22 protein-coding genes and 1 pseudogene are annotated in these 23,672 nt (G+C 63.0%); 10 read left to right on the top strand and 13 right to left on the bottom strand.

Annotated features, from left to right (window positions below):
• Positions 1–108: 108 nt before the first annotated feature.
• The 4 genes from NKJ77_RS05865 to NKJ77_RS05880 form a co-directional block, all read right to left on the bottom strand.
• Complete coding sequence (locus NKJ77_RS05865) at positions 109–1,059, bottom strand: carbohydrate ABC transporter permease (RefSeq protein ID WP_023711245.1); 951 nt, start codon at positions 1,057–1,059, stop codon at positions 109–111.
• A complete protein-coding gene (locus tag NKJ77_RS05870; RefSeq protein ID WP_032897586.1) occupies positions 1,056–2,003 on the bottom strand; it encodes a carbohydrate ABC transporter permease in 948 nt (315 codons plus the stop codon). The genes NKJ77_RS05865 and NKJ77_RS05870 overlap by 4 nt, the downstream gene beginning before the upstream one ends.
• 229 nt (positions 2,004–2,232) lie before the next feature.
• Complete coding sequence (locus NKJ77_RS05875; RefSeq protein WP_023755609.1) at positions 2,233–3,564, bottom strand: ABC transporter substrate-binding protein; 1,332 nt, start codon at positions 3,562–3,564, stop codon at positions 2,233–2,235.
• Positions 3,565–3,818: 254 nt separating this feature from the next.
• The gene (locus NKJ77_RS05880; protein WP_023715560.1) at positions 3,819–4,517 is read right to left on the bottom strand and encodes a PIG-L deacetylase family protein; all 699 of its coding nucleotides are present in this window, start codon (positions 4,515–4,517) and stop codon (positions 3,819–3,821) included.
• 26 nt (positions 4,518–4,543) lie between these two features.
• Between NKJ77_RS05880 and NKJ77_RS05885 the strand changes: the two genes are divergently transcribed.
• From NKJ77_RS05885 to nhaA, 5 genes are all read left to right on the top strand, one after another.
• Positions 4,544–5,434 (top strand): DMT family transporter, encoded by an 891-nt coding sequence (locus NKJ77_RS05885; RefSeq protein WP_023831190.1) that lies wholly within the window; start codon positions 4,544–4,546, stop codon positions 5,432–5,434.
• Positions 5,435–5,474: 40 nt separating this feature from the next.
• A complete protein-coding gene (gene hrpB, locus NKJ77_RS05890; RefSeq protein WP_352534554.1) occupies positions 5,475–7,937 on the top strand; it encodes an ATP-dependent helicase HrpB in 2,463 nt (820 codons plus the stop codon).
• A gap of 32 nt (positions 7,938–7,969) precedes the next feature.
• Positions 7,970–9,295: an ActS/PrrB/RegB family redox-sensitive histidine kinase gene (locus NKJ77_RS05895; protein ID WP_023738116.1), complete on the top strand. Its 1,326-nt coding sequence runs from the start codon at positions 7,970–7,972 to the stop codon at positions 9,293–9,295.
• A gap of 86 nt (positions 9,296–9,381) precedes the next feature.
• Positions 9,382–9,945, top strand: a complete 564-nt coding sequence (locus NKJ77_RS05900) for an ActR/PrrA/RegA family redox response regulator transcription factor (RefSeq protein WP_023672848.1) — start codon at positions 9,382–9,384, stop codon at positions 9,943–9,945.
• Positions 9,946–10,317: 372 nt separating this feature from the next.
• The gene (gene nhaA, locus NKJ77_RS05905) at positions 10,318–11,505 is read left to right on the top strand and encodes a Na+/H+ antiporter NhaA (RefSeq protein WP_023732524.1); all 1,188 of its coding nucleotides are present in this window, start codon (positions 10,318–10,320) and stop codon (positions 11,503–11,505) included.
• Between the two features lie 53 nt (positions 11,506–11,558).
• On the opposite strand, the gene NKJ77_RS05910 is transcribed toward nhaA, so the two are convergent.
• Positions 11,559–12,059, bottom strand: a complete 501-nt coding sequence (locus tag NKJ77_RS05910) for an MmcB family DNA repair protein (protein ID WP_023819518.1) — start codon at positions 12,057–12,059, stop codon at positions 11,559–11,561.
• A gap of 519 nt (positions 12,060–12,578) precedes the next feature.
• Between NKJ77_RS05910 and NKJ77_RS05915 the strand changes: the two genes are divergently transcribed.
• Together NKJ77_RS05915 and NKJ77_RS05920 are read left to right on the top strand one after the other, a co-directional pair.
• Positions 12,579–12,860, top strand: a complete 282-nt coding sequence (locus NKJ77_RS05915) for an NAD(P)/FAD-dependent oxidoreductase (protein WP_023819519.1) — start codon at positions 12,579–12,581, stop codon at positions 12,858–12,860.
• On the top strand, positions 12,860–13,126 hold the full coding sequence (locus NKJ77_RS05920) for a hypothetical protein (RefSeq protein ID WP_155923952.1): 267 nt from the start codon (positions 12,860–12,862) through the stop codon (positions 13,124–13,126). Before NKJ77_RS05915 ends, NKJ77_RS05920 begins: the two co-directional genes overlap by 1 nt.
• A 5-nt stretch (positions 13,127–13,131) precedes the next feature.
• On the opposite strand, the gene NKJ77_RS05925 is transcribed toward NKJ77_RS05920, so the two are convergent.
• On the bottom strand, positions 13,132–13,317 hold the full coding sequence (locus NKJ77_RS05925) for a hypothetical protein (RefSeq protein ID WP_023819521.1): 186 nt from the start codon (positions 13,315–13,317) through the stop codon (positions 13,132–13,134).
• Positions 13,318–13,322: 5 nt separating this feature from the next.
• Here NKJ77_RS05925 and NKJ77_RS05930 point away from each other — a divergent pair, with 5 nt between their 5' ends.
• Positions 13,323–14,174, top strand: a complete 852-nt coding sequence (locus tag NKJ77_RS05930; RefSeq protein ID WP_081732365.1) for a DUF3800 domain-containing protein — start codon at positions 13,323–13,325, stop codon at positions 14,172–14,174.
• 106 nt (positions 14,175–14,280) lie between these two features.
• Here NKJ77_RS05930 and NKJ77_RS05935 read toward each other — a convergent pair.
• A pseudogene (locus NKJ77_RS05935) lies at positions 14,281–14,433 on the bottom strand (transposase family protein); the annotation flags it as partial.
• A gap of 151 nt (positions 14,434–14,584) precedes the next feature.
• Between NKJ77_RS05935 and NKJ77_RS05940 the strand changes: the two are divergent.
• Entirely contained in the window at positions 14,585–14,857 is a 273-nt protein-coding gene (locus NKJ77_RS05940) for a hypothetical protein (protein WP_352534558.1), read from the top strand.
• A 259-nt stretch (positions 14,858–15,116) separates the two neighbouring features.
• Here NKJ77_RS05940 and cueR read toward each other — a convergent pair whose 3' ends face one another.
• Entirely contained in the window at positions 15,117–15,536 is a 420-nt protein-coding gene (cueR, locus tag NKJ77_RS05945; protein ID WP_023703112.1) for a Cu(I)-responsive transcriptional regulator, read from the bottom strand.
• A 238-nt stretch (positions 15,537–15,774) separates the two neighbouring features.
• On the opposite strand from cueR, the gene NKJ77_RS05950 reads away from it, so the two are divergent.
• The gene (locus NKJ77_RS05950; protein ID WP_023692663.1) at positions 15,775–16,392 is read left to right on the top strand and encodes a L,D-transpeptidase; all 618 of its coding nucleotides are present in this window, start codon (positions 15,775–15,777) and stop codon (positions 16,390–16,392) included.
• A 183-nt stretch (positions 16,393–16,575) separates the two neighbouring features.
• Here NKJ77_RS05950 and NKJ77_RS05955 read toward each other — a convergent pair whose 3' ends face one another.
• From NKJ77_RS05955 to NKJ77_RS05975, 5 genes are all read right to left on the bottom strand, one after another.
• Positions 16,576–17,145: a NifU family protein gene (locus NKJ77_RS05955; RefSeq protein ID WP_352534560.1), complete on the bottom strand. Its 570-nt coding sequence runs from the start codon at positions 17,143–17,145 to the stop codon at positions 16,576–16,578.
• A gap of 201 nt (positions 17,146–17,346) precedes the next feature.
• Positions 17,347–17,838: a universal stress protein gene (locus NKJ77_RS05960; protein WP_023672856.1), complete on the bottom strand. Its 492-nt coding sequence runs from the start codon at positions 17,836–17,838 to the stop codon at positions 17,347–17,349.
• 101 nt (positions 17,839–17,939) lie between these two features.
• On the bottom strand, positions 17,940–19,007 hold the full coding sequence (gene trpS, locus NKJ77_RS05965; RefSeq protein ID WP_023672858.1) for a tryptophan--tRNA ligase: 1,068 nt from the start codon (positions 19,005–19,007) through the stop codon (positions 17,940–17,942).
• Between the two features lie 174 nt (positions 19,008–19,181).
• Positions 19,182–20,789 (bottom strand): murein biosynthesis integral membrane protein MurJ, encoded by a 1,608-nt coding sequence (gene murJ / locus NKJ77_RS05970; protein ID WP_352534562.1) that lies wholly within the window; start codon positions 20,787–20,789, stop codon positions 19,182–19,184.
• A gap of 58 nt (positions 20,790–20,847) precedes the next feature.
• Positions 20,848–23,643, bottom strand: a complete 2,796-nt coding sequence (locus NKJ77_RS05975) for a [protein-PII] uridylyltransferase (RefSeq protein ID WP_023715570.1) — start codon at positions 23,641–23,643, stop codon at positions 20,848–20,850.
• Positions 23,644–23,672 lie beyond the last annotated feature (29 nt).

The raw sequence follows: 23,672 nt of genomic DNA on the forward strand, positions 1-23,672 counted from the left end.
TGTTAGGCAGCCTGCCTTATTGATGTTCGCGTCCTCCCTCTCCCCCGTGGTGGGGGGGTGTGGTGTGGCGCTACGCGCTAGGGTGGGGGGGTCGACTTGACACACCAATCATTTGCGTACCGCGCCGAAGGTGATGCCGCGCAGCAATTGTTTGCGAAGCAGGATGGTGAAGACCAGGATCGGCACCAGGAAGATCGTCGTGCCGGCCGCCACCGCCGGCCAGTCCTGGCCGCCTTCGCCGATGATAGTCGGGATGAAGGGCGGTGCGGTTTGCGCCGTGCCGGAGGTGAGCAGTGCCGCGAAGGCATATTCGTTCCAGGCGAAGATCAGGCAGAAGATGGCGGTCGCGGCGATGCCGGTGGTGGCTTGCGGCAGCACGGTGCGCCAGAAGGCCTGCAGCCTGGTGTAGCCGTCGATCATCGCCGCTTCCTCATACTCGCGCGGGATCTCGTCGATGAAGCCTTTCAGCAGCCACACCGCCAGCGACACGTTTACCGCCGTGTAGAGCAGGATCATGCCCAGCGCGGTGTCGGACAGGCCGAGCTCGCGGTACATCAGGTAGATGGGAATCGCGACCGCGATCGGCGGCATGAAGCGCGTCGACAGGATGAAGAACAGAAGGTCATCGGCCAGCGGCACCTTGAAGCGCGAGAAACCATAGGCAGACAGCGTGCCGAGGAAGACCGCGCAGAAGGTCGAGCCGAAGGCGATTATCAGCGAATTGACGAAGCGCGGCAGGAAATTGGACGGGCCGGCAATCACCATGTTGCGCTTGCGCGAGGTCTCGTCGCAGAAACCGGTCGCGGGTCCGAGCGAGTTGATGTACTCGGGCGTTTGCCTGGTGCGCGTCGTGAACAGGTTGCAATAGCCCTCGATGCTCGGCTGGAACAGAATCTTGGGCGGATAGGCGATCGAATCCGGCGGCGTCTTGAAGCTGGTGGCGAAGATCCACAGCAGCGGCACGATCGAGATCAGCGCGTAGAGCACGATGATCGTGCCGGCGATCCGCTTCGAATTGGCTGAGGGGGCGACGACGGAGTGGGCGGTGGTCAGGCTCATCTCTGCTTCACCTTGTTCAGCGCCTTGACGTAGATGTTGGCCAGCCCAAACACCGCGACGAACAGGATGATGGCGAAGGCCGAGGAATATCCGGTGCGCCAGCTCTCGAACGCCTGCCGCTTCAGCGTGATCGAGGCGACCTCGGTGGTCGAGCCCGGCCCGCCACCGGTCAGCAGGTTGACCATGTCGAACATCTTGAAGTTCTCGATGCCTCGAAACAGCACCGCCAGCATGATGAAGGGCAGCGCCATGGGCAGCGTGATCGACCAGAACTGCCGCCAGTTGGACGCGCGGTCGACCTCGGCGGCTTCATAGATGTATTCGGGGATGGAGCGCAGGCCGGCGAGACAGATCAGCATGACATAGGGCGTCCACATCCAGGTGTCGACGATGATGATCGACCACGGCGCCAGCGACACGTTGGACAGCATCTGGATGTCGGTCGGTGGTATCCGGGTGACGAACGAGATGGCGTAGGCGAACAGGCCGATCTGCGGCTCGTAGAGGAAACGCCAGAAATTGCCGACCACCGCCGGCGACAGCATCATCGGCACCAGGATGATGGTCGTCCAGAAGGCGTGGCCGCGAAACTTCCTGTCGATCAGCCACGCCAGCGTGAAACCGATCAGCGTCTGCAGCAGGATCGTCAAGAACACGAAATGCGCCGTCGTCTGCATGGCGATCCAGATGTCCTGGTCGCCGAGGATGCGCTGGTAGTTGGCGAAGCCGAGGTTTTTCACCACCTCGTTCGGGCGGTTCGCGCGGAAGTTGGTGAAGGACAGGTAGATCGCCCAGAACAGCGGGAAGATGTTGATGGCCAAGAGCAACAGGATCGTCGGCGAGATGAACAGCCAGGCGAGGCCCTTGTCGCTGATCCCCCGGACCTTGCGGGCCAACGGCTCCGGGGTCGCCCGGGCAACGTTCTCCGCAGTCCGATTGAGCATGGTGAGTCCTGCTTCGGTCACGTCAAGTCTCGACACTGGAATTTATCTGAACTGCGTCCCGTGCCAAGGGCAGCACGGGACCAAGAGCATGATGCCGAAAAGTGTGAAGCGGTTTTCGGACCACATCATGCTCTCTCTCTTTTTAGCCCTGAGGCGGATGATTTCTGATCGATTCGGCCTGAAAATCATCCGCCTCTGGGGTCAGGCTCGGGAGGAGCCGTTGGTCCGGTTACATCTTGCCGTCGTCCTGGAACACTTGCGTCCAGTCCTTGACCAGGCCGTCAAGCGCGTCCTTGGCCGAACCCTGGCCGGCTACGACATAGTCGTGGAAGCGCTTCTGCGACGCCTGCAGCAGCGGTGCGTAGCTCGGCTCGGCCCAGAAGTCCTTCACGATCGCCATCGAGTCGAGGAAGGTCTGTGCATAGGGCTGGCTGGACGGGAAGGCCGGGTCCTTGACCACCGCGTTCAGGCAGGAATAGCCGCCGAGCGACCACCATTTGGCCTGCACATCCTTGTTGGCGAACCACTTGATGTATTTCAGCGCCGATTCCTGCTTGTCTGAATAGGACACGACCGAAATGCCCTGGCCGCCAAGCTGCGCAAACTGGGCGCTGCCGGGACCCTTCGGATTGACGAAGTAGCCGATCTTGTCACCGCCGACATTCTCGTCCTTCTGCAGGCCGGGCCAGGTGAAGGCGAAGTTCATGTGCATGGCCACCTGACCGGATTTGAAGGCGTCGACGCCTTCGCCCATATAGCTGTTCGAGGCACCCGGAGGCGTGCAGCAATCGTAGAGCGACTTGTAGAACTCCAGGCCTTTGACCGCGTCTGGCGAATTGACGAAGCCTTCCATCTCGTAGGGCTTCTTGGGGTTTTCATACTGGAAGCCGTAGCTGTAGAGCACGTCCATGGCGCCCATGGTGATGCCTTCCGAGCCACGCTCGGTGTAGATCGAAGCGCCATAGACGGTCTTGCCGTCGATCTCGCGCTTCTGGAAGAACTCGGCGACCTGCTTCAGTTGGTCGAAGGTGGTCGGCGGGCCGAGATCCCAGCCATATTTTTCCTTGAATTCCTTCTGCAGCTCCGGCTTGGAGAACCAATCCTTACGGTAGGTCCAGCCGACGACGTCGCCCATGGCCGGCAGCGCCCAGTAGTTCGGCGTGTTCTTCGGCCATTCGGAATAGCCGACGACTGTTGCCGGCACGAAGTCGTCCATGCTGATCTTCTCCTTGTCGAAGAAGTCGTTCAGCTTGACGTAGTGGCCGTTCTCGGCCGAGCCGCCGATCCACTGGCTGTCGCCGATGATCAGGTCGCACAGTTTGCCGTGCGAGTTGAGCTCGTTGAGGAAGCGGTCGGCATAGTTGGTCCACGGCACGAATTCGAATTTCATGCCGATGCCGGTTTCCTTGGTAAAATCCTTGGACAGTTCGACCAGCGCGTTTGCCGGATCCCAGGCGGCCCAGCAAAGCGTCAGGTCTTCAGCGTGCGCGGCGTTCGAGACGGCTGTCGACGCGGTAATCGCCGAGGCCAGCCCCAACGCCAGTTTCAAGCTCGATTTCATGCCTTCCTCCCATTTGCGAAACGCGCCCGGATGGCCGTTTCAAGAACCCCTCAACCCTCGCTCCTCCGAGGGGCTAAACACGGCGCGCTATGCGTCGCCAGGGCGGCGCGGTGCGCCGCAGATGTTTAGTAATTTGTTTAGTGATGCAATTTTTACTAAACAAGGCAAGCGAATTCGTCGCTGCGCCGCAACATGGCGAAACGGCGATTGAAATCGTTGGGAAATGATTGCCGGACGGCTCGCCCGGAAGTTGCTTAGCCGGGGTCGCCTATAATTTTCGTCTGCGGCGTCACCGGCCGAACAGGGGGCGCGGGCGGCAGCAGCGCGCGGATGTCGGCGAAGGGAAAAGTCGGCTCGAATCGGAAGGCCTCGGCCAGGGAGCCGGGAACGCTGTTGCATTGCCCGGCGCGAAACTCATTCTGGACGCGCGCTCTGTCGACATATTGCTCCGGCCACTGCGACTGGTGCGCTCGGATCGCCTGCGTCTTGATATCGCCGTAGGCGGAAATGTCGACGTAATGCGTCGGCGCAAAGCCGGTGCCGCCCATCGTGTCGGCATGCAGCACGGGGACGCCGAACGAGGCCGCGATGCGCACGCCGTCCGACAAAGCACGATGGTCGGCGTGATAGTCGTTGGGGGCATGCGTGATAACCAGATCCGCCGCGGTCTCGCGTATCAGCGCTTTCAGCGAAGCGATCAGTGCCGCATCAGCCACCAGTTCGCCGTCGGGAAAGTCGAGAAAGCGAAGGGTTGCGCCGAGCAGCGCCGCAGCGGCCGCCGCCTCGTCGCGGCGGACACGAGCCAAAACGCTCGGGTCGCCCATGCCGCCCCTGGCGCCATCCGTGGCCACGGCAAAAGTCAGTTCTGCGCCTTGCGTGGCATAGGCAGCCAGCGTACCGAACATGAATATCTCGATGTCGTCGGGATGCGCGCCGAGCGCCAATACCTTCACTGCACTCTCCCCGGAAATGGAAAAACGTGACGAACGGAATCCTGCTCGCCCTCATCGCCTATGCAAGCTATTCGTGCAGCGATGCCGTTATCAAGAGCCTTGGCGGACAGTTCACCGTCTTCGAGATCGGCTTCTTCATCACGCTGTTTGCCGGCTGCTTCCTGTTTTTCAGCCGCCCAGTCGATGAGCGCTGGCGCGACTTCTGGCGCACCGGGCGGCCATGGGCGGTGCAGGCCCGCGCCTGGGCCGGCATCGCCTCGGGCGTGCTCAGCGTCTACGCCTTCACCACCATTCCGCTGGCCGAGACCTATGCACTGATCTTCCTGGCGCCGCTTTGCGTTACCATTCTCTCGACCGTCATCCTGAAAGAAAAGGTCGGTCCATGGCGCTGGCTGGCGGTGGTTGCCGGCTTTGCAGGTGTCATGCTGGTGGTGCGGCCAGGTTTTCGCGAGTTGCATCTCGGACACCTTGCCGCCTTCACGGTGGCCTTCCTTGCCGCGGTCAGCGTCATCCTGATGCGGTCGCTCGCCCAGCAGGAAAAGCGCACCACCATGCTCGGCGTGCTCATCGGTTACGGGCTGCTGTTCAACGGGGCCGGCACCATCGCCACATCGTTCACCCTCCCCAACGCCATGCAGCTGCTGTGGCTGGTGCTGGGCGGCGCCTTTACCGCCGGCGGCCAATTGCTGCAGCTGCTGGCCGCCAAATACGCACCGGCCAACCGCATCGCGCCGACGCATTATTCGCAGATCGTCTGGGCGGTGATCCTCGGTGCGTTGTTCTTCCAGGAGTATCCGGACTGGATATCGCTGGTCGGCTTGGCCGTCGTCGGCGCGTCCGGCCTGCTCACCATGGTGCGCGAGGAGGTGCGGCTGGGCACGGTGCGCTGGAACCCGTTTGCGCGCACGAGGCTTTGAGCCGTTGCACGGTTGTGGTGACCGCTGATATGCGGACGCAATGACGACGAGATCCTTGCCGGAGCTTCCGGTATCCGCCGTGCTGCCGGCCCTGAGCCAGGCGCTCGGCTCCGGCAACAGCGCCGTTCTGGTGGCGCCGCCCGGCGCCGGCAAGACGACGCTGGTGCCGCTGGCGCTGCTCGATGCGCCCTGGCTGGTCGCCGGCAAGATCGTCCTGCTCGAACCGCGCCGGCTCGCCGCCCGCGCCGCCGCCCGCCGCATGGCCGAATTGCTTGATGAAGAGCCTGGCGCCACCGTCGGCTATGCCATGCGCATGGAAAACCGCACATCGGCCCGGACAAAAATCCTGGTCGTCACCGAAGGCGTCCTGGCGCGCATGATCCTAGACGATCCCGAGCTGCCCGGCGTCTCGGCGGTGATTTTCGACGAATTCCACGAGCGCTCGCTCGACGGCGATTTCGGCCTGGCGCTGGCGCTCGACGTGCAGGGCGCGCTGCGGCCGGATTTGCGGCTGCTGGTGATGTCGGCAACGCTCGATGGCGCGCGCGTCGCGAAACTCCTGTCCGGCGCCCCGGTGATCGAAAGCCAAGGCCGTGCGTTCCCCGTAGATGTCAGATACGACGAGCGGCCAGCCGGCGTTCCCATCGAAGACGCCATGGCCAAGGCGATCCGCTCCGCTCTTGCCGGCGAGAGCGGCAGCGTGCTCGCCTTCCTGCCCGGCCAGCGCGAGATCGAGCGCACGGCCGAGCGGCTGCAGGGCCGCCTCGGCGCCGACACCGACATCGTGCCGCTCTACGGCCAGCTCGACAACAGGGCGCAGGATGCAGCCATCAAACCGGCGCTGCCGGGCCGCCGCAAGGTGGTGCTGGCGACGTCGATCGCCGAGACCTCGATCACCATCGACGGCGTGCGCGTCGTCATCGATTCCGGCCTGTCGCGGCTGCCGCGCTACGAGCCGGCAAGCGGCCTGACCCGGCTGGAGACGGTGCGCGTTTCCAGGGCGTCCGCCGACCAGCGCGCCGGCCGCGCCGGGCGCACGCAGCCAGGCGTCACCATCCGCCTCTGGCGGGCCGAGCAGACGGCGGCCCTTCCCGCGTTCACCCCGCCCGAGATTCTGGAAGCCGACCTGTCCGGCCTGCTGCTCGATTGCGCCGCCTTCGGCGTCGCCGATCCGGCGAGCCTGTCCTTCCTCGACCCGCCGCCGGCCCCGGCGCTCAACGAGGCGAGGGCGCTGCTCATGGCGCTGCACGCCATCGACGCGGCCGGACGGCTGACGGAGCAGGGCGGCGCGATGCGCAAGCTGGCGCTGCCGGTAAGGCTGGCGCACATGGTCGCCGAGGCGGCAGGCACCGGCCACGCGCTGGAGGCTGCGATGCTAGCCGTGCTGCTCACCGAGCGTGGCCTCGGCGGCGATGGCGCCGATCTCGAACGGCGGCTCATCCGTTTTCGCACTGAGAAGTCGCCGCGCGCCGTCGGGGCAAGGCAGCTGGCCGAGCGGCTGGCGAAGCAGGCGGGCGGCGCCAAGAGCAGCGAAGCCGCTTCTGCCGGTCTTTTGCTCATCCACGCCTGGCCGGACCGCGTCGCCAGGGCGCGCGGCGAGCGTGGCCGTTTCGTGCTCGCCAACGGCTCCGGTGCAATGGTCGACGCCGCCGATCCGCTGGCCGGCGAGACCTGGCTGGTCGTCGCCGATCTGCAGGGCAAGGCGCAGAACGCCCGCATTACGGCGGCAGCAGCGGTCGACGAGGCCGATATCCGCGCCGCACTGTCAGACAGGATCGTAACGCGCCGCGAGACGAGCTTCGACCGCGAGCGGCGCGCGGTGCGCGTGCGCGAGACCGCCAGGCTCGGCGCCATCACTTTGTCGGAGCGCATGCTGCCCGCACCAACTGGAACAGACGCCGACCGCGCCATCCTGGATGCCTTGCGCGAGCACGGCCTGTCGCTGCTGGAATGGGGCAAGGACGGCGAGACGCTGCGCCAACGGCTTGGCTGGCTGCATCGCGGCCTCGGCGCGCCTTGGCCCGATGTTTCGGAAGCCGCCCTGCTCGAACGCCTCGACGACTGGCTGCTGCCGTTCCTGTCGGGCAAGGCGTCCTTCGCCGCCATCGACCCCGGCACGCTGTCGTCGGGCCTGATGGCGCTGGTGCCGCATGATTTGCAGCGCAAGATCGGCACACTGGCGCCGACCCATTTCGACGCGCCGTCCGGCAGCCATGTGCCGATCCGCTATGACGGCGAATGGCCGGTGCTGGCCATCCGCGTGCAGGAACTGTTCGGCCTTGACCGCCATCCGGCAATCGCCAACGGCACCGTGCCGCTGACGCTCGAGCTGTTGTCGCCGGCGCACCGGCCGATCCAGACGACGCGCGACCTGCCCGGCTTCTGGCGCGGCTCCTGGGCCGATGTGCGCACCGACATGCGCGGCCGCTATCCCCGCCATGTCTGGCCGGAAAATCCGCTGCTCGCTGCGGCCACCGCCCGCGCCAAACCGCGAGGGACCTAGCGCTCGTCCTTTCCCGGCTATAATCCTTGGCCATGATCAACATCGTGCACGCGCCAGACTTCCAGCAAAGCCAGCGGCTGCGCCTCAACACGCTGATCCGGCTGCGCTGGCTGGCCATCGTGGGCCAGAGCCTGGCGGTGCTGGTCGTCGCCTATGGGCTCAAATTCCCGCTGCCGGTCAGCCTCTGCTTCGCGCTGGTCGCCTGCTCGGCCTGGCTTAACCTGGTGCTGACCTTCCGCTATCCGGCGGCGCACCGGCTGACCCCGTTCTCAGCCTTTTTCATCCTGACCTTCGACAGCCTGCAGCTTGCCGGCCTGCTCTATTTGACTGGCGGCCTCACCAACCCGTTCTCGGTGCTGATGACCGTGCCCGTCGTCATCTCGGCGGCGTCGCTGCCGCTGCGGCTGACTGCGGTGCTCGGCGCGCTGGTCATGGCGGCGGCCACGTTGCTGGTCTTCTTCCACCAGCCGCTGCCATGGTATGAGGGCGCGCCGCTGCCCATGCCATTCATCTATGTCGCCGGCATATGGATGGCGGTGTTTTCCTCGATCGCCTTCACCGCCATCTATGCCTTCCGCGTCGCCGAGGAAGCCCGCCTGCTCGCCAATGCGCTTGCCGCCACCGAACTGGTGTTGCAGCGCGAGCAGCATCTGTCGGCGCTCGATGGCCTCGCCGCCGCCGCCGCGCACGAACTCGGCACGCCGCTCGCCACCATCGCCCTTGTCTCCAAGGAAATGGAGAAGGCGCTGGGTAACGATCCGAAATATGGTGAGGATGTGAAGCTGTTGCGGTCGCAGAGCGAGCGCTGCCGCGAGATCCTGAAGCGGCTGACCAGCCTGTCCTCCGAGGGCGAGGCGCATCTGTCGCGTCTGCCGCTGACCTCGCTGGTCGAGGAGGTGACCGCGCCGCACCGCGATTTCGGCATCTCGATCAAGCTTCGGCCGGGCGAGCGCGTCGGCCCCGAACCGGTGGGACGGCGCAACCCCGGCGTCATCTACGGCCTCGGCAATCTGGTCGAGAACGCCGTCGACTTCGCCCGCAACAGTGTGACGGTGCGATGGAGCTGGGACGAGCTCGACGTCACCTTCTCGATCATCGACGACGGGCCGGGCTTTCCCCCCGAAATCATCGATCGCATCGGCGAGCCCTATATGTCGACACGCCAGGGCAACGAGGCTGGCGGTGGCCTGGGTCTCGGGCTGTTCATCGCCAAGACCTTGCTCGAACGCTCCGGCGCCACGCTCGATTTCCGCAATTCGAGCGGACTGGGCGAAGGCGCGATCGTGCAGATATCGTGGCCGCGCACGGTCTTCCTCAACCCGGAATCGGTGGGGATCTCGATGTTCGACACCGCGTAAAAGCCTTGGCGGAGGCGGCAAAATTGGACAATGGCGTTCAGGAACTATATCTGCGTAAAATTAAGGCAGCAGGATTTTTTGAGATAATGACTGGCGAAGAAGCAATTGGCGCAATGGTCGAAGGCGAGGACACCTCGCTGCTCATCGTCGACGACGACAAGCCGTTCCTGACGCGGCTGGCCCGCGCCATGGAAACCAGGGGTTTCGTGGTCGAGACGGCCGAGAGCGTCGAGGAGGCAGTGGCCAAGGCGCGCGCCCACCCGCCGGCCTATGCGGTGGTCGACATGCGGCTTGGCGACGGCAACGGCCTCGACGTCGTCGCCGCCATCCGCGAGAAGCGCGACGATGCCCGCACCGTCATCCTCACCGGCTACGGCAACATCGCCACCGCGGTGACCGCGGTGAAGCTCGGCGCCATCGACTATCTGTCGAAGCCGGCTGACGCCGACGACGTGTTTGCAGCGCTCACCCGCACCGCCGGAGAGCGCGCCGCCCCCCCGGAAAATCCGATGTCGGCCGACCGCGTGCGCTGGGAACACATCCAGCGCGTCTACGAAATGTGCGACCGCAACGTGTCGGAAACCGCGCGCCGGCTCAACATGCATCGCCGCACGCTGCAGCGGATACTCGCCAAGCGCGCACCACGCTGAGGTTCACGCGCCGGCGGCGCCGGCCGCCAATTGCCGAACCTCAGCGCTGCCCCTCACCTGCCTGCCGGCATCCTCTCCCCGGTATAGAGACGGGGGAGAGGGGCGCTCTCATCGCCGGTTTCGCCAATCGCCGGCGTTGCAGGAGACGACGGCGAGGCTGAAGCTGCCTCTTTCTCCCCGTCGCTATGTGGGGAGTTGAGGAATGGTCCGCGAAGCGGACGAAAAGCCAACTGCTTGGCTTTTCGAATGACGAACGTCCGGCAGGACAATGAGGGGCGGCGCCAACGCTGGAAACAGTTGCGCTTGCCGTGCCATCGACCTTTGCCCATCATCGGCAATAACGCCGCCGGAAAACCCGGCAACGGAGCACAGATGCGCGACAAGCAGCCGAAATCCATCCTTCGCGAATTCCTCGACGGCGAGGCGGCGGGCGGCATCATCCTGATGGTTGCGGCAGCCCTTGCGCTGATCGTCGCCAATTCACCATTGGCCGAAACCTATTTCGCCGCTCTCCACGCCTATCTCGGCCCGCTCAGCGTGTCGCACTGGATCAATGATGGGCTGATGGCGGTGTTCTTCCTGCTGGTCGGCCTCGAGATCAAGCGCGAGATGCTCGACGGTCAGCTCTCGACCTGGCCGCGCCGCGTGCTGCCGGGCGTCGCCGCCGCCGGCGGCATGCTGGTTCCCGCACTCGTCTATGTCGCCATCAACCGCAACAACGCCGCCGCGCTCTCCGGCTGGGCGATCCCGACCGCCACCGACATCGCCTTTGCGCTCGGCGTACTGTCGCTGCTCGGCAACCGCGTGCCGGCGTCGCTCAAGATCTTTCTCACCGCGCTCGCCATCATCGACGATCTCGGCGCCGTCATCATCATCGCCATCTTCTACACAAGCGGCCTGTCGCTGGCCTATCTCGGTGCGGCCTTCGCCGTCATCGCGGTGCTCATCGTGCTCAACCGCATGCGGGTGACGAGGCTGACGCCTTACCTCGTGCTCGGCGCCGTGCTGTGGGTGCTCGTGCTGAAATCGGGTGTGCATGCGACGCTGGCCGGCGTGGCGCTGGCGCTCACCATTCCGCTGAAAACTTCTCCCGGCAGCGGGCACGATCTCGACCATTCGCCGCTGCACCGGTTGGAGCACGGCCTGCACAAGATCGTGCCGTTCTTCGTCATCCCGATTTTCGGCTTTGCCAATGCCGGCGTGTCGCTGGCCGGCCTCAGCGCCTCTGCCCTGGTCGAGCCGCTGACGCTCGGCGTTGCCGCCGGCCTGGTGCTGGGCAAGCTGGCCGGCGTCTTCGGCTCCTCGGCGCTGGCGATCCGGCTCGGCTTCGCCGACCTGCCGGTCAATGCCGGCTGGCTGCACATGATCGGCATTTCGCTGCTCTGCGGCATCGGCTTCACCATGAGCCTGTTCATCGGCCTGCTCGCCTTCGCCAACGACATGGCGCTGCAGGACGCCGTCAAGGTCGGCATCCTGGCGGGGTCCTTCGTTGCAGCGCTGCTGGGTGCCGCCGTGCTCCTGATGGCGCCGGCGGCAGGGGTGGAGGAGGTGGTGGAGTAGGTGTTCTTGGGTTCCTCGCCCCCGCAAAGCGGGGCGAGGAACTTGAGCTTCGTCTACTCGCTCTCTCCCGCCAGCGCCGGCACCGCCACACCCGCCAGTTCCGCCGCCAGCAGCCGCGCCGCACCCGCCCGTGCGATGCGCAGCATCAGCGCCTTGCGCGTTGCCGCCGCCATCCGGTGCTCGGGCGCATCGCGCAAAATCTCGGCGCCGTAGCCGTCGGAAAGGATGAAGCCGCATTCCTCCGGGAAGATCTCCGAGGGCACGCCCGGATGGGTGGCGAAGAAGAAGCGGTCGGAGTGCAGCCGATAATCCGGCCATTTGCGGTCGACGCGAAAATCCTCGATCGAGGATTTGATCTCGATGATCCAGATGCCGCCCTGCCGGGTCAGCGCCACAAGGTCGGCGCGCCGCCCGGTGGCCAGCGACAGTTCGGGCAGCACATGCATGCCCATTTGCGTCAGCAGCCGCTGCACGCCACGCCGCACCAGCATGGCGCGTTCGGACTGGCGGCCGTCGATGAGAGGATTGAGGAGAATCGGGGAGATGATCGGCATGGCAGCCACCATGCCAGATTTTGTTCATGGTTTGAACCCGTGCTTGGACGGCGATTATCCGGTTGACAAACCCAAAGTCAAATAGGATTACATGCCTGACAGGGCGGCACAGGGGAAGCTTCAGGCCCCGCTATCAATCTTTAATATATAACTCAAAAAAGGACACAATTATTCCAATAATTACGGCGAGATGAAGTGCCATGTAGACGTATAGCAGGGGGTTCCTCTCGCTCTTTTCCCACCTATTTGCTCTGTTATCTAAAAGACTGAAATATATAAATATCAAGACTGGCGTTGCAGCAAAAAGAAACATCGGAAGTGGCACGGAGCGCCTCAAAGAATATGGAACGCGAACCATACCGTGCGCAATTTCCGAAAGCTACCCAGCCGTAGGGGCATGGCTCTCCTAACAGGAACCAGAAATGCGAGGACTCGTTAACTGATTCGAGTCAAGAGGGCTGGTATGGCTTTTCATGGCAAATCACTTTACGATCCCGTTGAACCTCTGGGGAGGCGGCCATGAAGAAAATCGACTATTCGCACTTGGAGCATGTATCGGTGGTCTTCGAGAAGCGGCCAGACGGCGGGCTTCGTGTATCCAGCCCTGACGTTCCAGGGTTTAGGCTTTCGCATAGCATCCCAGCTTTGGTCACTGCCGACATCATACCTGCGCTGGAAACCATCATCAGTGAGATGGTTGGGAAATCGGTTCGAGTGACGATGACCAGCGCGCGCCTGCCGCTTCCAGATGCGCCTTCTGAGCAGACAACCGCTGACTACGTGGCCAAGATAGCCGCCTAATGATCGCCGTTCGGCTGCTTCAGCGGCATGAATGGGAGAAGCGGCTTCGATCCTATGGCTGTTGTCCCACTGACGGTCTAACTAAACTCAACACTGCCGAATGGTGGCGCTGGCCTTGGGGCGGCCCGCCCTTCAACGTGTCATGTGAGTTCGACGGATCAATGGACGAATGGATGTTTCAGGGCATCATGCGCGATATGGCCGAACTTGCGCCGCCAGACTGGGAATTTAGCGATCCCTACAATGCAGGAAAGCCGAAGACCTAGGAGCTTCAGCCCTGTGCCTCACCGCGCTTCCGCCGCACCAATTCCCTTATCTGCTCATTGGTGAGCTTCGGCGCGTGGGCGATCTTGTTGACGATAGCCTCAAAAGCGGCGTCGGATTTATCCGTTTTCAACTCGTTGGCGGCTTCTTTGAACTTGTCGAGTTGACTCTTGGACTTTTCCTTGATTCCCATGATGGATGCCTTGTTCTTTCTCAGCCTATGTTGACGAAGCAGGAGACGAAGGTTTCGGAAAACTTCGGCTCCCCGGAACTACGGGCCAATCCCATTGGCTTGGCGTTGGCGCTGTTCTCGTCTCCGAGAGGAATGACCGCTTTATGCCGTCTTGGCGCGACGAGATCGTATCACTTTTCCCGAAGAAAAAGAATCCACGGGATCTACATTTCCGACACCTCAATCACAGCCAACGTGTAGCTGCTTGCAATATCCTTCGTGAGAAGCCCCTAGGCATTTGCGTCATAGCCTCAAACAAGGAAACGATCCTCGACAGCCAGGAACTAGAGGTATTCAAGCGAAAGCAGCATCTCTACAACTATCTTGTTCGCTGGCTTCTTGAGCGCCTCACAGCGGCTTGCCGGGAAAAGGCTCGCGTCGATGGCAATGGTCCGGCAAGCCTCTTTGTCACCTTCTCCCGACGATCTGGCACCGACTACCAAGTGATGCGGGACTACTTCGAATTCATGAGGGATGGGCGAGAGCTATTGAAACCGGTCCGCTCAATAGATTGGAGCGTTTTTGATCCTGCCAACATAAGGGTGGAAAATCACGCTGTGCGAGCCGGATTGCAGATTGCCGATGTAGTGACGAGCGCAACGTGCGCTGGCTTGGAGCCAAACGAATACGGGAATGTAGAACCGCGCTATGCGCTATCGCTGAAGGCCCGCTACTTGAAGGAACGGAAGCGCATATTGAACTGCGGCCTGACATTGATCCCGCCGATAGGGCGCTCCCCGCTCAGTAAAGAGCAGGGAGCATTTATCGCCGAATTAATCAAGGTGACAGGCCCCCGGACCCCTGATGCACATCGCTAGGATGCTGCTGCCCTAGGGCAACTCGGGGTAGCTCCGGCGCTTGCCTGCCATCCCAAATATGACATTTTTCCTATCGGCGTTCAATACGTTGTACAGAAAAAAGCTTCTTGGAGGGCTTGGTGCGAACGCCCTTCAACGAGTAGTGGCGATCAACAGAGCCGCACTTTGGGCAGACCGGACCATTCGGCCAAAGGATGCCTTCCACATGCTCGAAAGCCTTGGCTTCGTCGTGGAACTCGGGGCGGGACAGAACGGACATGGAAATCTCCTATGCCCTTACCCCACGTAATCACTTTGGGTTTGTCAACCGGATAATCGCCTGTGCCATGGCGATGTATGATTGACAAACCATAGGCGAATTTTCTCTCGCAATGATAAGAAGCACAGTCCTTGGCACGAGGGGAGACACCATGGGGTTTTTGGGATTCATCAACCGGCTTTTCCCCGCGACCGAAGAGTTGCGCCGGTACTCAGCGATCGCGGGTCCCTATTCATTCATGTTTCTGGTGAAGCGCATCCCAGCCGAAAACCGGAAATTCGTACGCTTCCGCCTCAGCCATATGGGAGCGGTCCAGGATAGTTGCACATTCAGCGTCGAGGAGTTCGGTTCCCTCGTTGATGCCGTCCTGAAGACAAAGGCAGAGCTAGATGACCCACTGCTCACGAGCGCTACCCAGCCGTAGGGGAATGGCGGCGATTATACGGTTGACAGAACTGAGGCTGCGACTTGATCCGAGCGCCTTCTGCGATCGCACCATATCTGTATCGGCGCGGTCTGGTATTGCTCCGGAACGCCCCTGCGTCCGCCGATCAACTTCCGTTCTTAGCTATAAGGCGGCCGGACTAAAGTCTTGCGCCGTGAACGCAAAGGTCTGATGTAACCGCTTTGGTTCCGTTCTTGTCCCTTGGACGTTCCCGTATTTTAGTCAGTCGAGATACTACCTATATGGCCGAAGCCGGCCTGTTCTCGAGTAGCGCAGCCCCCGCAATGTCATCCAAAATCGGGCAATCCGGCCGGTCGTCACCATGGCAGGCCTGGATCAGCGTCTGCAAGGTCGTGCGCATCGACTGCAGCTCGCGCACCTTTTCCTCGATGGCGCTCACATGGGCGGCGGCAATCTCGCGCACATCGTGGCTGGCGCGGCTGCGATCGCGGTAGAGCGCCATCAGCTGGCGGCAATCGTCGATTGAAAAGCCGAGGTTGCGGGCACGGCGCAGGAAGGCCAGCCGATGGATGTCGTCGCTGGAATAATCGCGATAGCCATTGCCGGCGCGCGCCGGCGCGATCAGGCCGATCTCTTCATAGTAGCGGATGGTCTTGGCCGGCAGGCCGGACCGCGCCGCGGCATCGCCTACATTCATTGTGATTCCTCGATGTGGTTCCCTGATTCTAGGCTATCCGACAGGGCCGCCCATTGTTTTTCCTTCACAATCCCGTGAGTCCTGTTGCCGAAATGCCATAGTTGACGGCTTACCGGCACGTAAGCTCCTGCATATAGGCATCGCGCGCTTGGCAAGCAAAGCAAATGCCAGCATGAATGATTTCAGGAAAAGCGGCCGTAACGTGTCGCGACATCTTGGCGGGGCATCGGACCATTTCATGCGCATGAAGTCATTTGCAATCGTCGCCGCACTTGCGTTGTCGGCCGCGATCTCGGGTTGCAGCACGATCGGCTCGCAACTGTTCACCAACAACTACGGTTCGGTGAACGATGCAGGCTACCAACTGCCGCGCATCCCGATCGAGAGGGTGCCGCTGAAGTACCACCGGCAAGAGGTGAACTACGACACCTCGGAAAAGCCGGGCACCATCGTCGTCGATACCCAGAACAAGTTTCTCTACTTCGTCGAAGGCGACGGCCGGGCGATCCGCTACGGCATCGGCGTCGGCCGCGAAGGCTTTGAATGGCACGGCACCGCCCATATCGCGCTGAAGCGCGAATGGCCGACCTGGACGCCGCCGCGGCAGATGATCCAGCGCCAGCCGGAGCTAGCGAAGTTCGCGAGCGGCATGGAGCCGGGCTTGAAGAACCCGCTCGGCGCGCGCGCCATGTATCTGTTCAACAAGGGCGGCGACATGGGCTACCGCCTGCACGGCAGTCCGGAATGGAATTCGATCGGCAAGGCGATGTCGTCAGGCTGCATCCGGCTGATGAACCAGGACATCATCGACCTCTACGACCGCACGTCGGTCGGTGCCAAGGTCATCGTGATGTAGGGACCATGATCCGGAACCGAGGTCCACGAAAGCGAAAAGTGGAACCGGTTTTCGGGAAGATCATGGTCAAAATAGGCGTTACCCTTCGTACGCGGACCGTCTAGGCAACAACGGACGTCCAAAACAGAAAACCGGGCAATCTGGCCCGGTTTTTTGTTGCTCGCTCGAATGCGTGAAGGGGTCTTAGGAGACCTGCTCGACCTGCTGTACTTCCGGCACGAAGTGGCGGAGCAGGTTCTGGATGCCGTGCTTCAGCGTCGCCGTCGAGGACGGGCAGCCGGCGCAGGCGCCCTTCATGTGCAGGAACACGGTGCCGTTCTCGAAGCCGCGGAAGGTGATGTCGCCGCCATCCTGGGCAACCGCCGGGCGCACCCTGGTGTCGAGCAGTTCCTTGATGGTGATGACCAGTTGCTCATCGGCCTTGTCGTAGAATTCGCCGGTCTGGCTGGTCTCGGCGGCGGGGCCGGCGTTGATCATCACGGGCGCGCCCGACATGAAATGCTCCATGATGGCGCCCAGGATCGCCGGCTTCAGGTGCTGCCAGTCCGGGCCGTCCTTGGTCACGGTGATGAAGTCATAGCCGAAGAAGACGCCGGTCACGCCGGGGATCTCGAACAGCCGGCCGGCCAGCGGCGAGGCGCTGGCTGCACTGTCGGCGTCGCGGAAATCGGCGGTGCCTTCAACAAGGACTTCCTTGCCGGGCAGGAACTTCAGCGTTGCCGGGTTCGGCGTCGATTCGGTCTGGATGAACATGGCCGTCTCCGTGCCCCAGTCGGGCAGCTAGTTTGGAATAGTTCTAAATAGGCTCAATCGGCTGGACATTCAAGCGAAACGCGTCGCTCAAAACGGCTGGCTGGCGGAATGTTTTTGCTGGCTGGGAATGAATCCCGCGCGGGCTATAAATCCAGGATCGTGATGTTATCCGAAACCGCTTCACACTTCCGGCATCACTCTCTATGCGAGGCTGTCGATCTCCTCGTCAGACAGGTTCTGCGGCACCACTGTGACCGGAATAGGGAAGGCGGCGCCCTTGCCGGCAACAGCCCCGACCAGCGGCCCGGGTCCTTCCTTGCCGGCACCTGCCGCCAGCACCAGGATGGCGATGTCCTGGTCTTCCTCGATCAGCTTGTGGATCTCTTCGGTCGGCTTGCCTTCGCGCACCACCATCTCGGGCTCGATGCCAAGCTTCTGGCGCACCTTGTTGGCGTAGCCGTCGAGTGCCGCGCGTGCCGTGGCATTGGCTTCCTCGCGCATGATCTTCTCGACGCCCAGCCAGTGCTGAAAGTCGTCCGGTGTGATGATGTAGAGCAGCACCAGCGTGCCGCTGGTGCTCTGCGCCCGCTTGGAGGCGTAGGCGACGGCGCGCTCGCACTCCGGCGTGTCGTCGATGATCGTCAGGAATTTCCTGCGATGGCCGGCTTCGCGACTGAGGCGTTTGGAGACCATGTCTATCTACTCGATGTTTTCGGCCGCAATCTGCCACCGCGGCAGACCGGCGGCAAGCCGCCGGCCTTGGGCCAGAATGGTGCGGTGCACTGACGGTAGGATCAGCCCTGCAACAGGCCTATAATGTCGCGTACCGTCTTCATGGTGGTCTCAGCCAGCGCGCCGGCGCGTTCGCCGCCGTCTCTCAGCACCGCGTCGACATAGGCGCGGTCGCCTTCGATGCGGCGCATCTCGCCGGCGATCGGCGCCAGTTTTTCCACGGCAAGGTCGGCGAGCGCCGGCTTGAACACGGAAAACTGCTGGCCGCCGAACTCCTTCAGCACGTCCGCCTTCGACATCTCGGCCAGCCCTGCATAGATGCCGACCAGGTTTTCCGCTTCCGGGCGGCTTTCCAGGCCGTCGACTTCGCTTGGCAACGCTTCCGGGTCGGTCTTGGCCTTGCGGATCTTCTTCGAGATGGTGTCGGCATCGTCGGTCAAATTGATGCGCGACAGGTCGGACGGGTCCGACTTCGACATTTTCTTCGAACCGTCGCGCAGGCTCATGATGCGCGCCGCCGGCCCGCCGATCACCGGTTCGGTTATCGGGAAGAACCCGTTTACCGTCTCTTCGCCAACCTGCATCTCGACGCCGACGCCAAGACTGGCGATGCGGCTCGAAAAATCATTATTGAACTTTTGCGCGATGTCGCGGGTCAGCTCCAGATGCTGCTTTTGGTCCTCGCCCACCGGCACATGGGTCGCGCGGTAGAGCAGGATGTCGGCCGCCATCAGCGAGGGATACGCAAGCAGGCCCAGCGAGGCGTTCTCGCGGTCCTTGCCGGCCTTGTCCTTGAACTGCGTCATCTTGTTCATCCAGCCGATGCGCGCCACGCAGTTGAAGATCCAGGCAAGCTCGGCATGCTGCATCACCCGCGACTGGTTGAAGACGATGTGCTTCTTCGGGTCGATGCCGGAGGCGAGGAAGGCAGCGGTGATCGAGCGGGTTTGGTCGGCAAGGTCGTCATGGACGAGCTGCGCGGTCAGCGAATGCAGGTCGACGACGCAATAGATGCAGTCTGACGTGTCCTGAAGCGCAACGAATTTCTTGATGGCGCCGAGATAGTTGCCGAGATGCAGATTGCCGGTCGGCTGTACCCCGGAAAAGACGAGCTGTTTGAAGGCGGTCATGGGTTCCTCATGGGCTTGTGGAGGGCCGATTAAGCGTGTTTCCGAAAAGTTGCAGACCTTTCGGAGCCAATCACGCGGCTGGGAAACCACGCGCGGCGAAAGTCTTGCGACGGCGCGCTTATGGACGAAGGGGCGGAGAGGATCAAGACCGGTGTTGCTGTTAGCTCGCCCGGACTATTCGTCCAGATCGGCCTTTGGCGCTGGCGCCGCTGCCTTGCCCGAGCCGCGTTTCACATTGCGCCGGATCATGCCGAAATCGGCGCCGCCGGTGGCAAAGGCCGTGATGAAGTAGAGCAGAGCGCCACCGGCTACCAATGAGAGAAGCGTCACGGCCTTGATCACCAGTGGCGAGCCGGGGCCGAGCCTGACGGCCAGCCAGTGCTCGGCGAAATAGAGCGCCACCGCCATCACCGCAGCCGACAGCACCAGGCGCGGAATGCGCTTCAACAGCGGCACGTCGCGGCCCCAATGGCCACGTCGGATCAGCACCGCAAGCAGCATCACCGCGTTGACCCAGCCGGCGACGGCCGAGGCCACCGCAATGCCGGGCGCGCCCATTTTGGGGAACAGCGTCAGCGCGGTGATCACGTTCACGCCGACCGAGATGGCGGCGAACATCATCGGCGTGCGCGTGTCCTCGCGGGCGAAATAGCCGGGAGTGAAAGCCTTGATCAGCACGAAGGCCGGCAGGCCGAGGCCAAAGATCGCCAGGATTGCGGCCACCGTCGGCGTCGAGCCGTTGGCGGCGAAGGCGCCGCGCTCATAGACCAGCCGCACGATCGGCTCCGCCATCACCCACAGTGCCGCCGCCGCCGGCAAGGTCATGAACAGGGTGAACTCGACCGAGCGGTTCTGCAGATTGGCCGCCTCGACCAGATTGCCCGATTTCAGCGCTCGCGACAGCTCCGGCAGCAGCACGATGGCAACGGCAACGCCGACGACGCCAAGCGGCAGCTGGTAGATGCGGTCAGCGTAAGCGAGCGACGACACGGCGCTGTCCTGCGCCGACGCGATCGCCGTGCCGATCAGCTGGTTGATCTGGGTGATGCCGCCGGTGATCGCCGCCGGCAGCGCCAGGATCAGCAGGCGCTTGACGTTGGGCGTCATCTTCGGCCGGCGAAAGCCGATGGCGATGCCGGCATTGCGCACCGCCACCCAGACGATGGCAAGCTGTACCAGCCCCGCCGCCAGCACGCCCCAGGACAGGCTGAAACCAACCTCACGGGCATCCATGCCGTGGTACCAGGCGTAGCCGAGCACGCTAATCAGGATGATGTTGAGGAATGCGGGCGCCACGGCAGCCGCGAAATAGCGGCGCAGCGAATTCAGCATGCCGGCCATCATGGCTGCGAGCGACATGCAGATGAGATACGGGAACATGATCGTCGCCAGCAGGACGGTCGTCTCGAATTTGCCCGGCGTGTCGGCAAAGCCCGGCGCCACGAGATAGCGCACGATCAGCGGCATCGCCAATTCCATGACGATGGTCAGCGCCAGAAGTGCGGTGAACAGGACGCCGAACACTTCCTCCGAAAAGCGCTTGGCGCCGTCGGTGCCGTGGGTCTCGATCTCCTTGGCAAACAGCGGCACGAAAGCGGCGTTGAAGGCGCCTTCGGCAAACAGCCGGCGAAACGTGTTGGGAAACTGGAAGGCGGCGTTGAAGGCGTCCGCCACCGGCCCGGTGCCGAGTGCGGCCGCCATCAGCATTTCGCGGCCAAAGCCAAGGGCGCGGCTCATCAGCGTGCCGGACGCAACCGTGGCGAATTTTTTGACGAGGCTCATGCGCGGGGAGATTGCCTGGATGATCGGGACAAAGGGGATGATTGGGACAAAGTGATGGTCACTCGGCCGCCGCCTTGGCCTTGCCGCCGCGCTCTGGGACAACGCCTTCAAGCGCCGCGATCAGCCTGGCGTGGATGGTGGCGGTGCGTGCCGGGTTGTCGATCTTCTGCCCCGTAAGGTCGGTGACATAGAAAGTGTCGATCACCTTCTCGCCGAAGGTGGTGATGTGAGCCGAGGCGATGTCGAGCGAGAGATCGGACAACGCACTGGTGATTTCCGACAACAGCCCAGGCCGGTCCAGTCCCTCGACCTCGATCACCGAAAACCGGTTCGACAGCGTGTTGCGGATTTCGGCGCGCGGCGGAATCTTGAACACCTTGGCGCCGCGCCGCGGCCGGGTGCGCTTCTCGATCATCTCCGGCAGCCAGCTCTTGCCCGACAGCACGTCCTCGATCAGCCGGCCGACGCGCTCGGCGCGACGGCGCTCATCCTCGTCGCGGTCGAATTCCCGTGAGATCAGGATGATGTCCAGCGCGCGGCCGTCGGACGTGGTGAAGATCTGCGCGTCGACGATGTTGCCGCCGGCGCCGGCACAGGCGCCGGCAATGACCGAAAGCAGGCGCGGATGGTCCTGCGCCAGCACGGTGATCTCGGTCACCGCCTCGAATTGGTGGGTCCTGACCACGGTGGCGAGCTTCTTGCCTGCCGCGTCGGCTTCGCGAATGAATTCGGCATGGCGCAGCTGATCGGGGAGGTCGACCGTCAGCAGATAGTTCTCGTAATGCAGGCCGACATAGCGCTTGCGGGCCTTGTCCGGCCAATCGGCCAGCGCCTCGGCCAGCCGCTCGCGCGCCGCCGCCGTCCGCTTGGCGCGCGACACTTCCGAGAAGCCGCCGGTCAAAAGCAGTTCGGTCTCGTAGTAGAGCGTGCGCAGGAGCTGGCCCTTCCAGCCGTTCCACACGCCCGGCCCGACACCCCTGATGTCGCAGACGGTCAGGATCAACAGCATTTTTAGCCGCTCGACCGATTGCACGATCGAGGCGAAATCCTCGATCGTCTTGCGGTCGTTGAGGTCGCGCGTCTGCGCCGTCATCGACATCACCAGATGGTTCTCGACCAGCCAGGCGACTGTCTCGGTGTCGGCCGCCGACAGCCCCATATGCGGGCAGATGCGGCGCGCGATCCGGGCGCCGGCCTCTGAGTGATCCTCCGGCCGGCCCTTGGCGATGTCGTGCAGCAGCACCGCGACATAGAGCGCCTCGCGGCTCTTCTCTAGCCCCGGCATCAGCGTGTGCGAGAGCGGATGCACCTTTTCGCCGTCGCCGCGCTCGATCTCGGCCAAGACGCCGATGCAGCGGATCAGGTGCTCGTCCACCGTATAGTGGTGGTACATCGAGAACTGCATCATGGCGACTATTCTGCCGAAATCGGGGATCAGCCTGCCGAGCAGGCCGGCCTCGTTCATGCGCCGCAAATTAAGCTCGGCATTGCGGTCCGAGGTCAGGATGTCGAGGAACAGCCGGTTGGCCTCCTCGTCGCGCCGCAGCGACTTGTTGACCAGACCGAGCGAGCGGGTGAGCAGCTTCAGCGCATCGGGATGGAACTCCAGCCCGTGCTTGTCGGCGAACCAGAACAGCCTGAGCAGATTGACCGGGTCGCGCTCGAACACGCTGTCGTCGGCGACGTTGATGCGGTGATTGTCGACAATGAAGTCCGACGTGCCTGCCAGCTTGCGCTTGCGGCGCTGGAAGGTGAGGAAGATGCGGTTGAAGCCGGGCACATGCTTGGCCTGCTCTTCCTCGAGCGCGGCGCAGAAGATGCGGGTGAGGTCGCCGACATCCTTGGCGACGAGGAAGTAATGCTTCATGAAGCGCTCGACCGCCGACAGACCGGGATGGGTGGTGTAGCCCAGCCGTTCGGCGATCTCGCGCTGGATATCGAAATGCAGCCGTTCCTCTGGCTTGCCGGTGAGGAAATGCATGTGGCAGCGCACCGCCCACAGGAAGTCTTCGGCCTTCTGGAATTCGCGGTACTCGGCCTCGGTGAAGACACCTTTCTCGACCAATTCCTCGCCGGTGCGCACGCGATAGAAGTATTTGGCGATCCAGAACAGCGTCTGCAAATCGCGCAGGCCGCCCTTGCCGTCCTTGACGTTGGGCTCGACCAGATAGCGGCTTTCGCCGGCCTTGGCATGGCGATCGTCGCGTTCGGCGAGCTTGGCCTGCACATATTCCGGTCCGGTGGTGCGCACCACTTCATGGTCGAAGCGAGCGAGCAATTCGTCGAAGAGCTTCTGTTCGCCCCACAGGAACCGCGCTTCCAGGATCGTGGTGCGGATGGTGATATCGCTGCGCGACAGCCTGAGACACTCGTCGATGTTGCGGGTGGCGTGGCCAACCTTCAACCCGAGGTCCCACAGCATATAGAGCATATATTCGACGATCTGTTCGCCCCACGGCGTCTGCTTGTAGGGCAGCAGGAACAACAGGTCGATGTCGGAGCCCGGCGCCAGCGTGCCGCGGCCATAGCCGCCGACGGCGACGACCGCCATGCGCTCTGCGGTCGAGGGGCTTTTCACCCGGTAGACGTGGGTCGCGGCGAACTCGTAGAGGGCGCGGATGATCTCGTCCATCAGATGCGACAGCCGGGCGGCGCAGGCCGTGCCGCTGCCATCGTCCATCAGCATGCGCTCGGCAACCTTGCGGCCCTCGGTCAGCCGATCCTTCAGCAGCCGGAGCGCACCGACGCGCGCGCCGGGCTCGATGCCGCTGGCCGCCGAGATCAGCGCCGTCATGTCGCGGCGCAAAGCCTCGCTGTCGATCAGCGCGTCGAGCTTGAGGGAGATTTTTGCCATGGATTGCCGGTGGGCCTCGCCTTTGCGCG

It is taken from the genome of Mesorhizobium sp. M0052, from assembly GCF_040323255.1.
In the GTDB taxonomy this organism is placed as follows: domain Bacteria; phylum Pseudomonadota; class Alphaproteobacteria; order Rhizobiales; family Rhizobiaceae; genus Mesorhizobium.

Bases quoted from the DNA above. Each gene is read 5' to 3' on its own strand.
- NKJ77_RS05915 (WP_023819519.1), top strand. From the start codon at position 12,579: ATGAAGAAAATCGACTATTCGCACTTGGAGCATGTATCGGTGGTCTTC.
- NKJ77_RS05925 (WP_023819521.1), bottom strand. From the start codon at position 13,317: ATGGGAATCAAGGAAAAGTCCAAGAGTCAACTCGACAAGTTCAAAGAA.
- NKJ77_RS05865 (WP_023711245.1), bottom strand. From the start codon at position 1,059: ATGAGCCTGACCACCGCCCACTCCGTCGTCGCCCCCTCAGCCAATTCG.
- NKJ77_RS05930 (WP_081732365.1), top strand. From the start codon at position 13,323: ATGCCTTGTTCTTTCTCAGCCTATGTTGACGAAGCAGGAGACGAAGGT.
- murJ (WP_352534562.1), bottom strand. From the start codon at position 20,789: ATGAGCCTCGTCAAAAAATTCGCCACGGTTGCGTCCGGCACGCTGATG.
- NKJ77_RS05940 (WP_352534558.1), top strand. From the start codon at position 14,585: ATGGGGTTTTTGGGATTCATCAACCGGCTTTTCCCCGCGACCGAAGAG.
- NKJ77_RS05975 (WP_023715570.1), bottom strand. From the start codon at position 23,643: ATGGCAAAAATCTCCCTCAAGCTCGACGCGCTGATCGACAGCGAGGCT.
- hrpB (WP_352534554.1), top strand. From the start codon at position 5,475: ATGACGACGAGATCCTTGCCGGAGCTTCCGGTATCCGCCGTGCTGCCG.
- NKJ77_RS05870 (WP_032897586.1), bottom strand. From the start codon at position 2,003: ATGCTCAATCGGACTGCGGAGAACGTTGCCCGGGCGACCCCGGAGCCG.
- trpS (WP_023672858.1), bottom strand. From the start codon at position 19,007: ATGACCGCCTTCAAACAGCTCGTCTTTTCCGGGGTACAGCCGACCGGC.
- cueR (WP_023703112.1), bottom strand. From the start codon at position 15,536: ATGAATGTAGGCGATGCCGCGGCGCGGTCCGGCCTGCCGGCCAAGACC.
- NKJ77_RS05895 (WP_023738116.1), top strand. From the start codon at position 7,970: ATGATCAACATCGTGCACGCGCCAGACTTCCAGCAAAGCCAGCGGCTG.
- NKJ77_RS05875 (WP_023755609.1), bottom strand. From the start codon at position 3,564: ATGAAATCGAGCTTGAAACTGGCGTTGGGGCTGGCCTCGGCGATTACC.
- NKJ77_RS05900 (WP_023672848.1), top strand. From the start codon at position 9,382: ATGACTGGCGAAGAAGCAATTGGCGCAATGGTCGAAGGCGAGGACACC.
- NKJ77_RS05950 (WP_023692663.1), top strand. From the start codon at position 15,775: ATGCGCATGAAGTCATTTGCAATCGTCGCCGCACTTGCGTTGTCGGCC.
- nhaA (WP_023732524.1), top strand. From the start codon at position 10,318: ATGCGCGACAAGCAGCCGAAATCCATCCTTCGCGAATTCCTCGACGGC.
- NKJ77_RS05910 (WP_023819518.1), bottom strand. From the start codon at position 12,059: ATGCCGATCATCTCCCCGATTCTCCTCAATCCTCTCATCGACGGCCGC.
- NKJ77_RS05960 (WP_023672856.1), bottom strand. From the start codon at position 17,838: ATGGTCTCCAAACGCCTCAGTCGCGAAGCCGGCCATCGCAGGAAATTC.
- NKJ77_RS05920 (WP_155923952.1), top strand. From the start codon at position 12,860: ATGATCGCCGTTCGGCTGCTTCAGCGGCATGAATGGGAGAAGCGGCTT.
- NKJ77_RS05955 (WP_352534560.1), bottom strand. From the start codon at position 17,145: ATGTTCATCCAGACCGAATCGACGCCGAACCCGGCAACGCTGAAGTTC.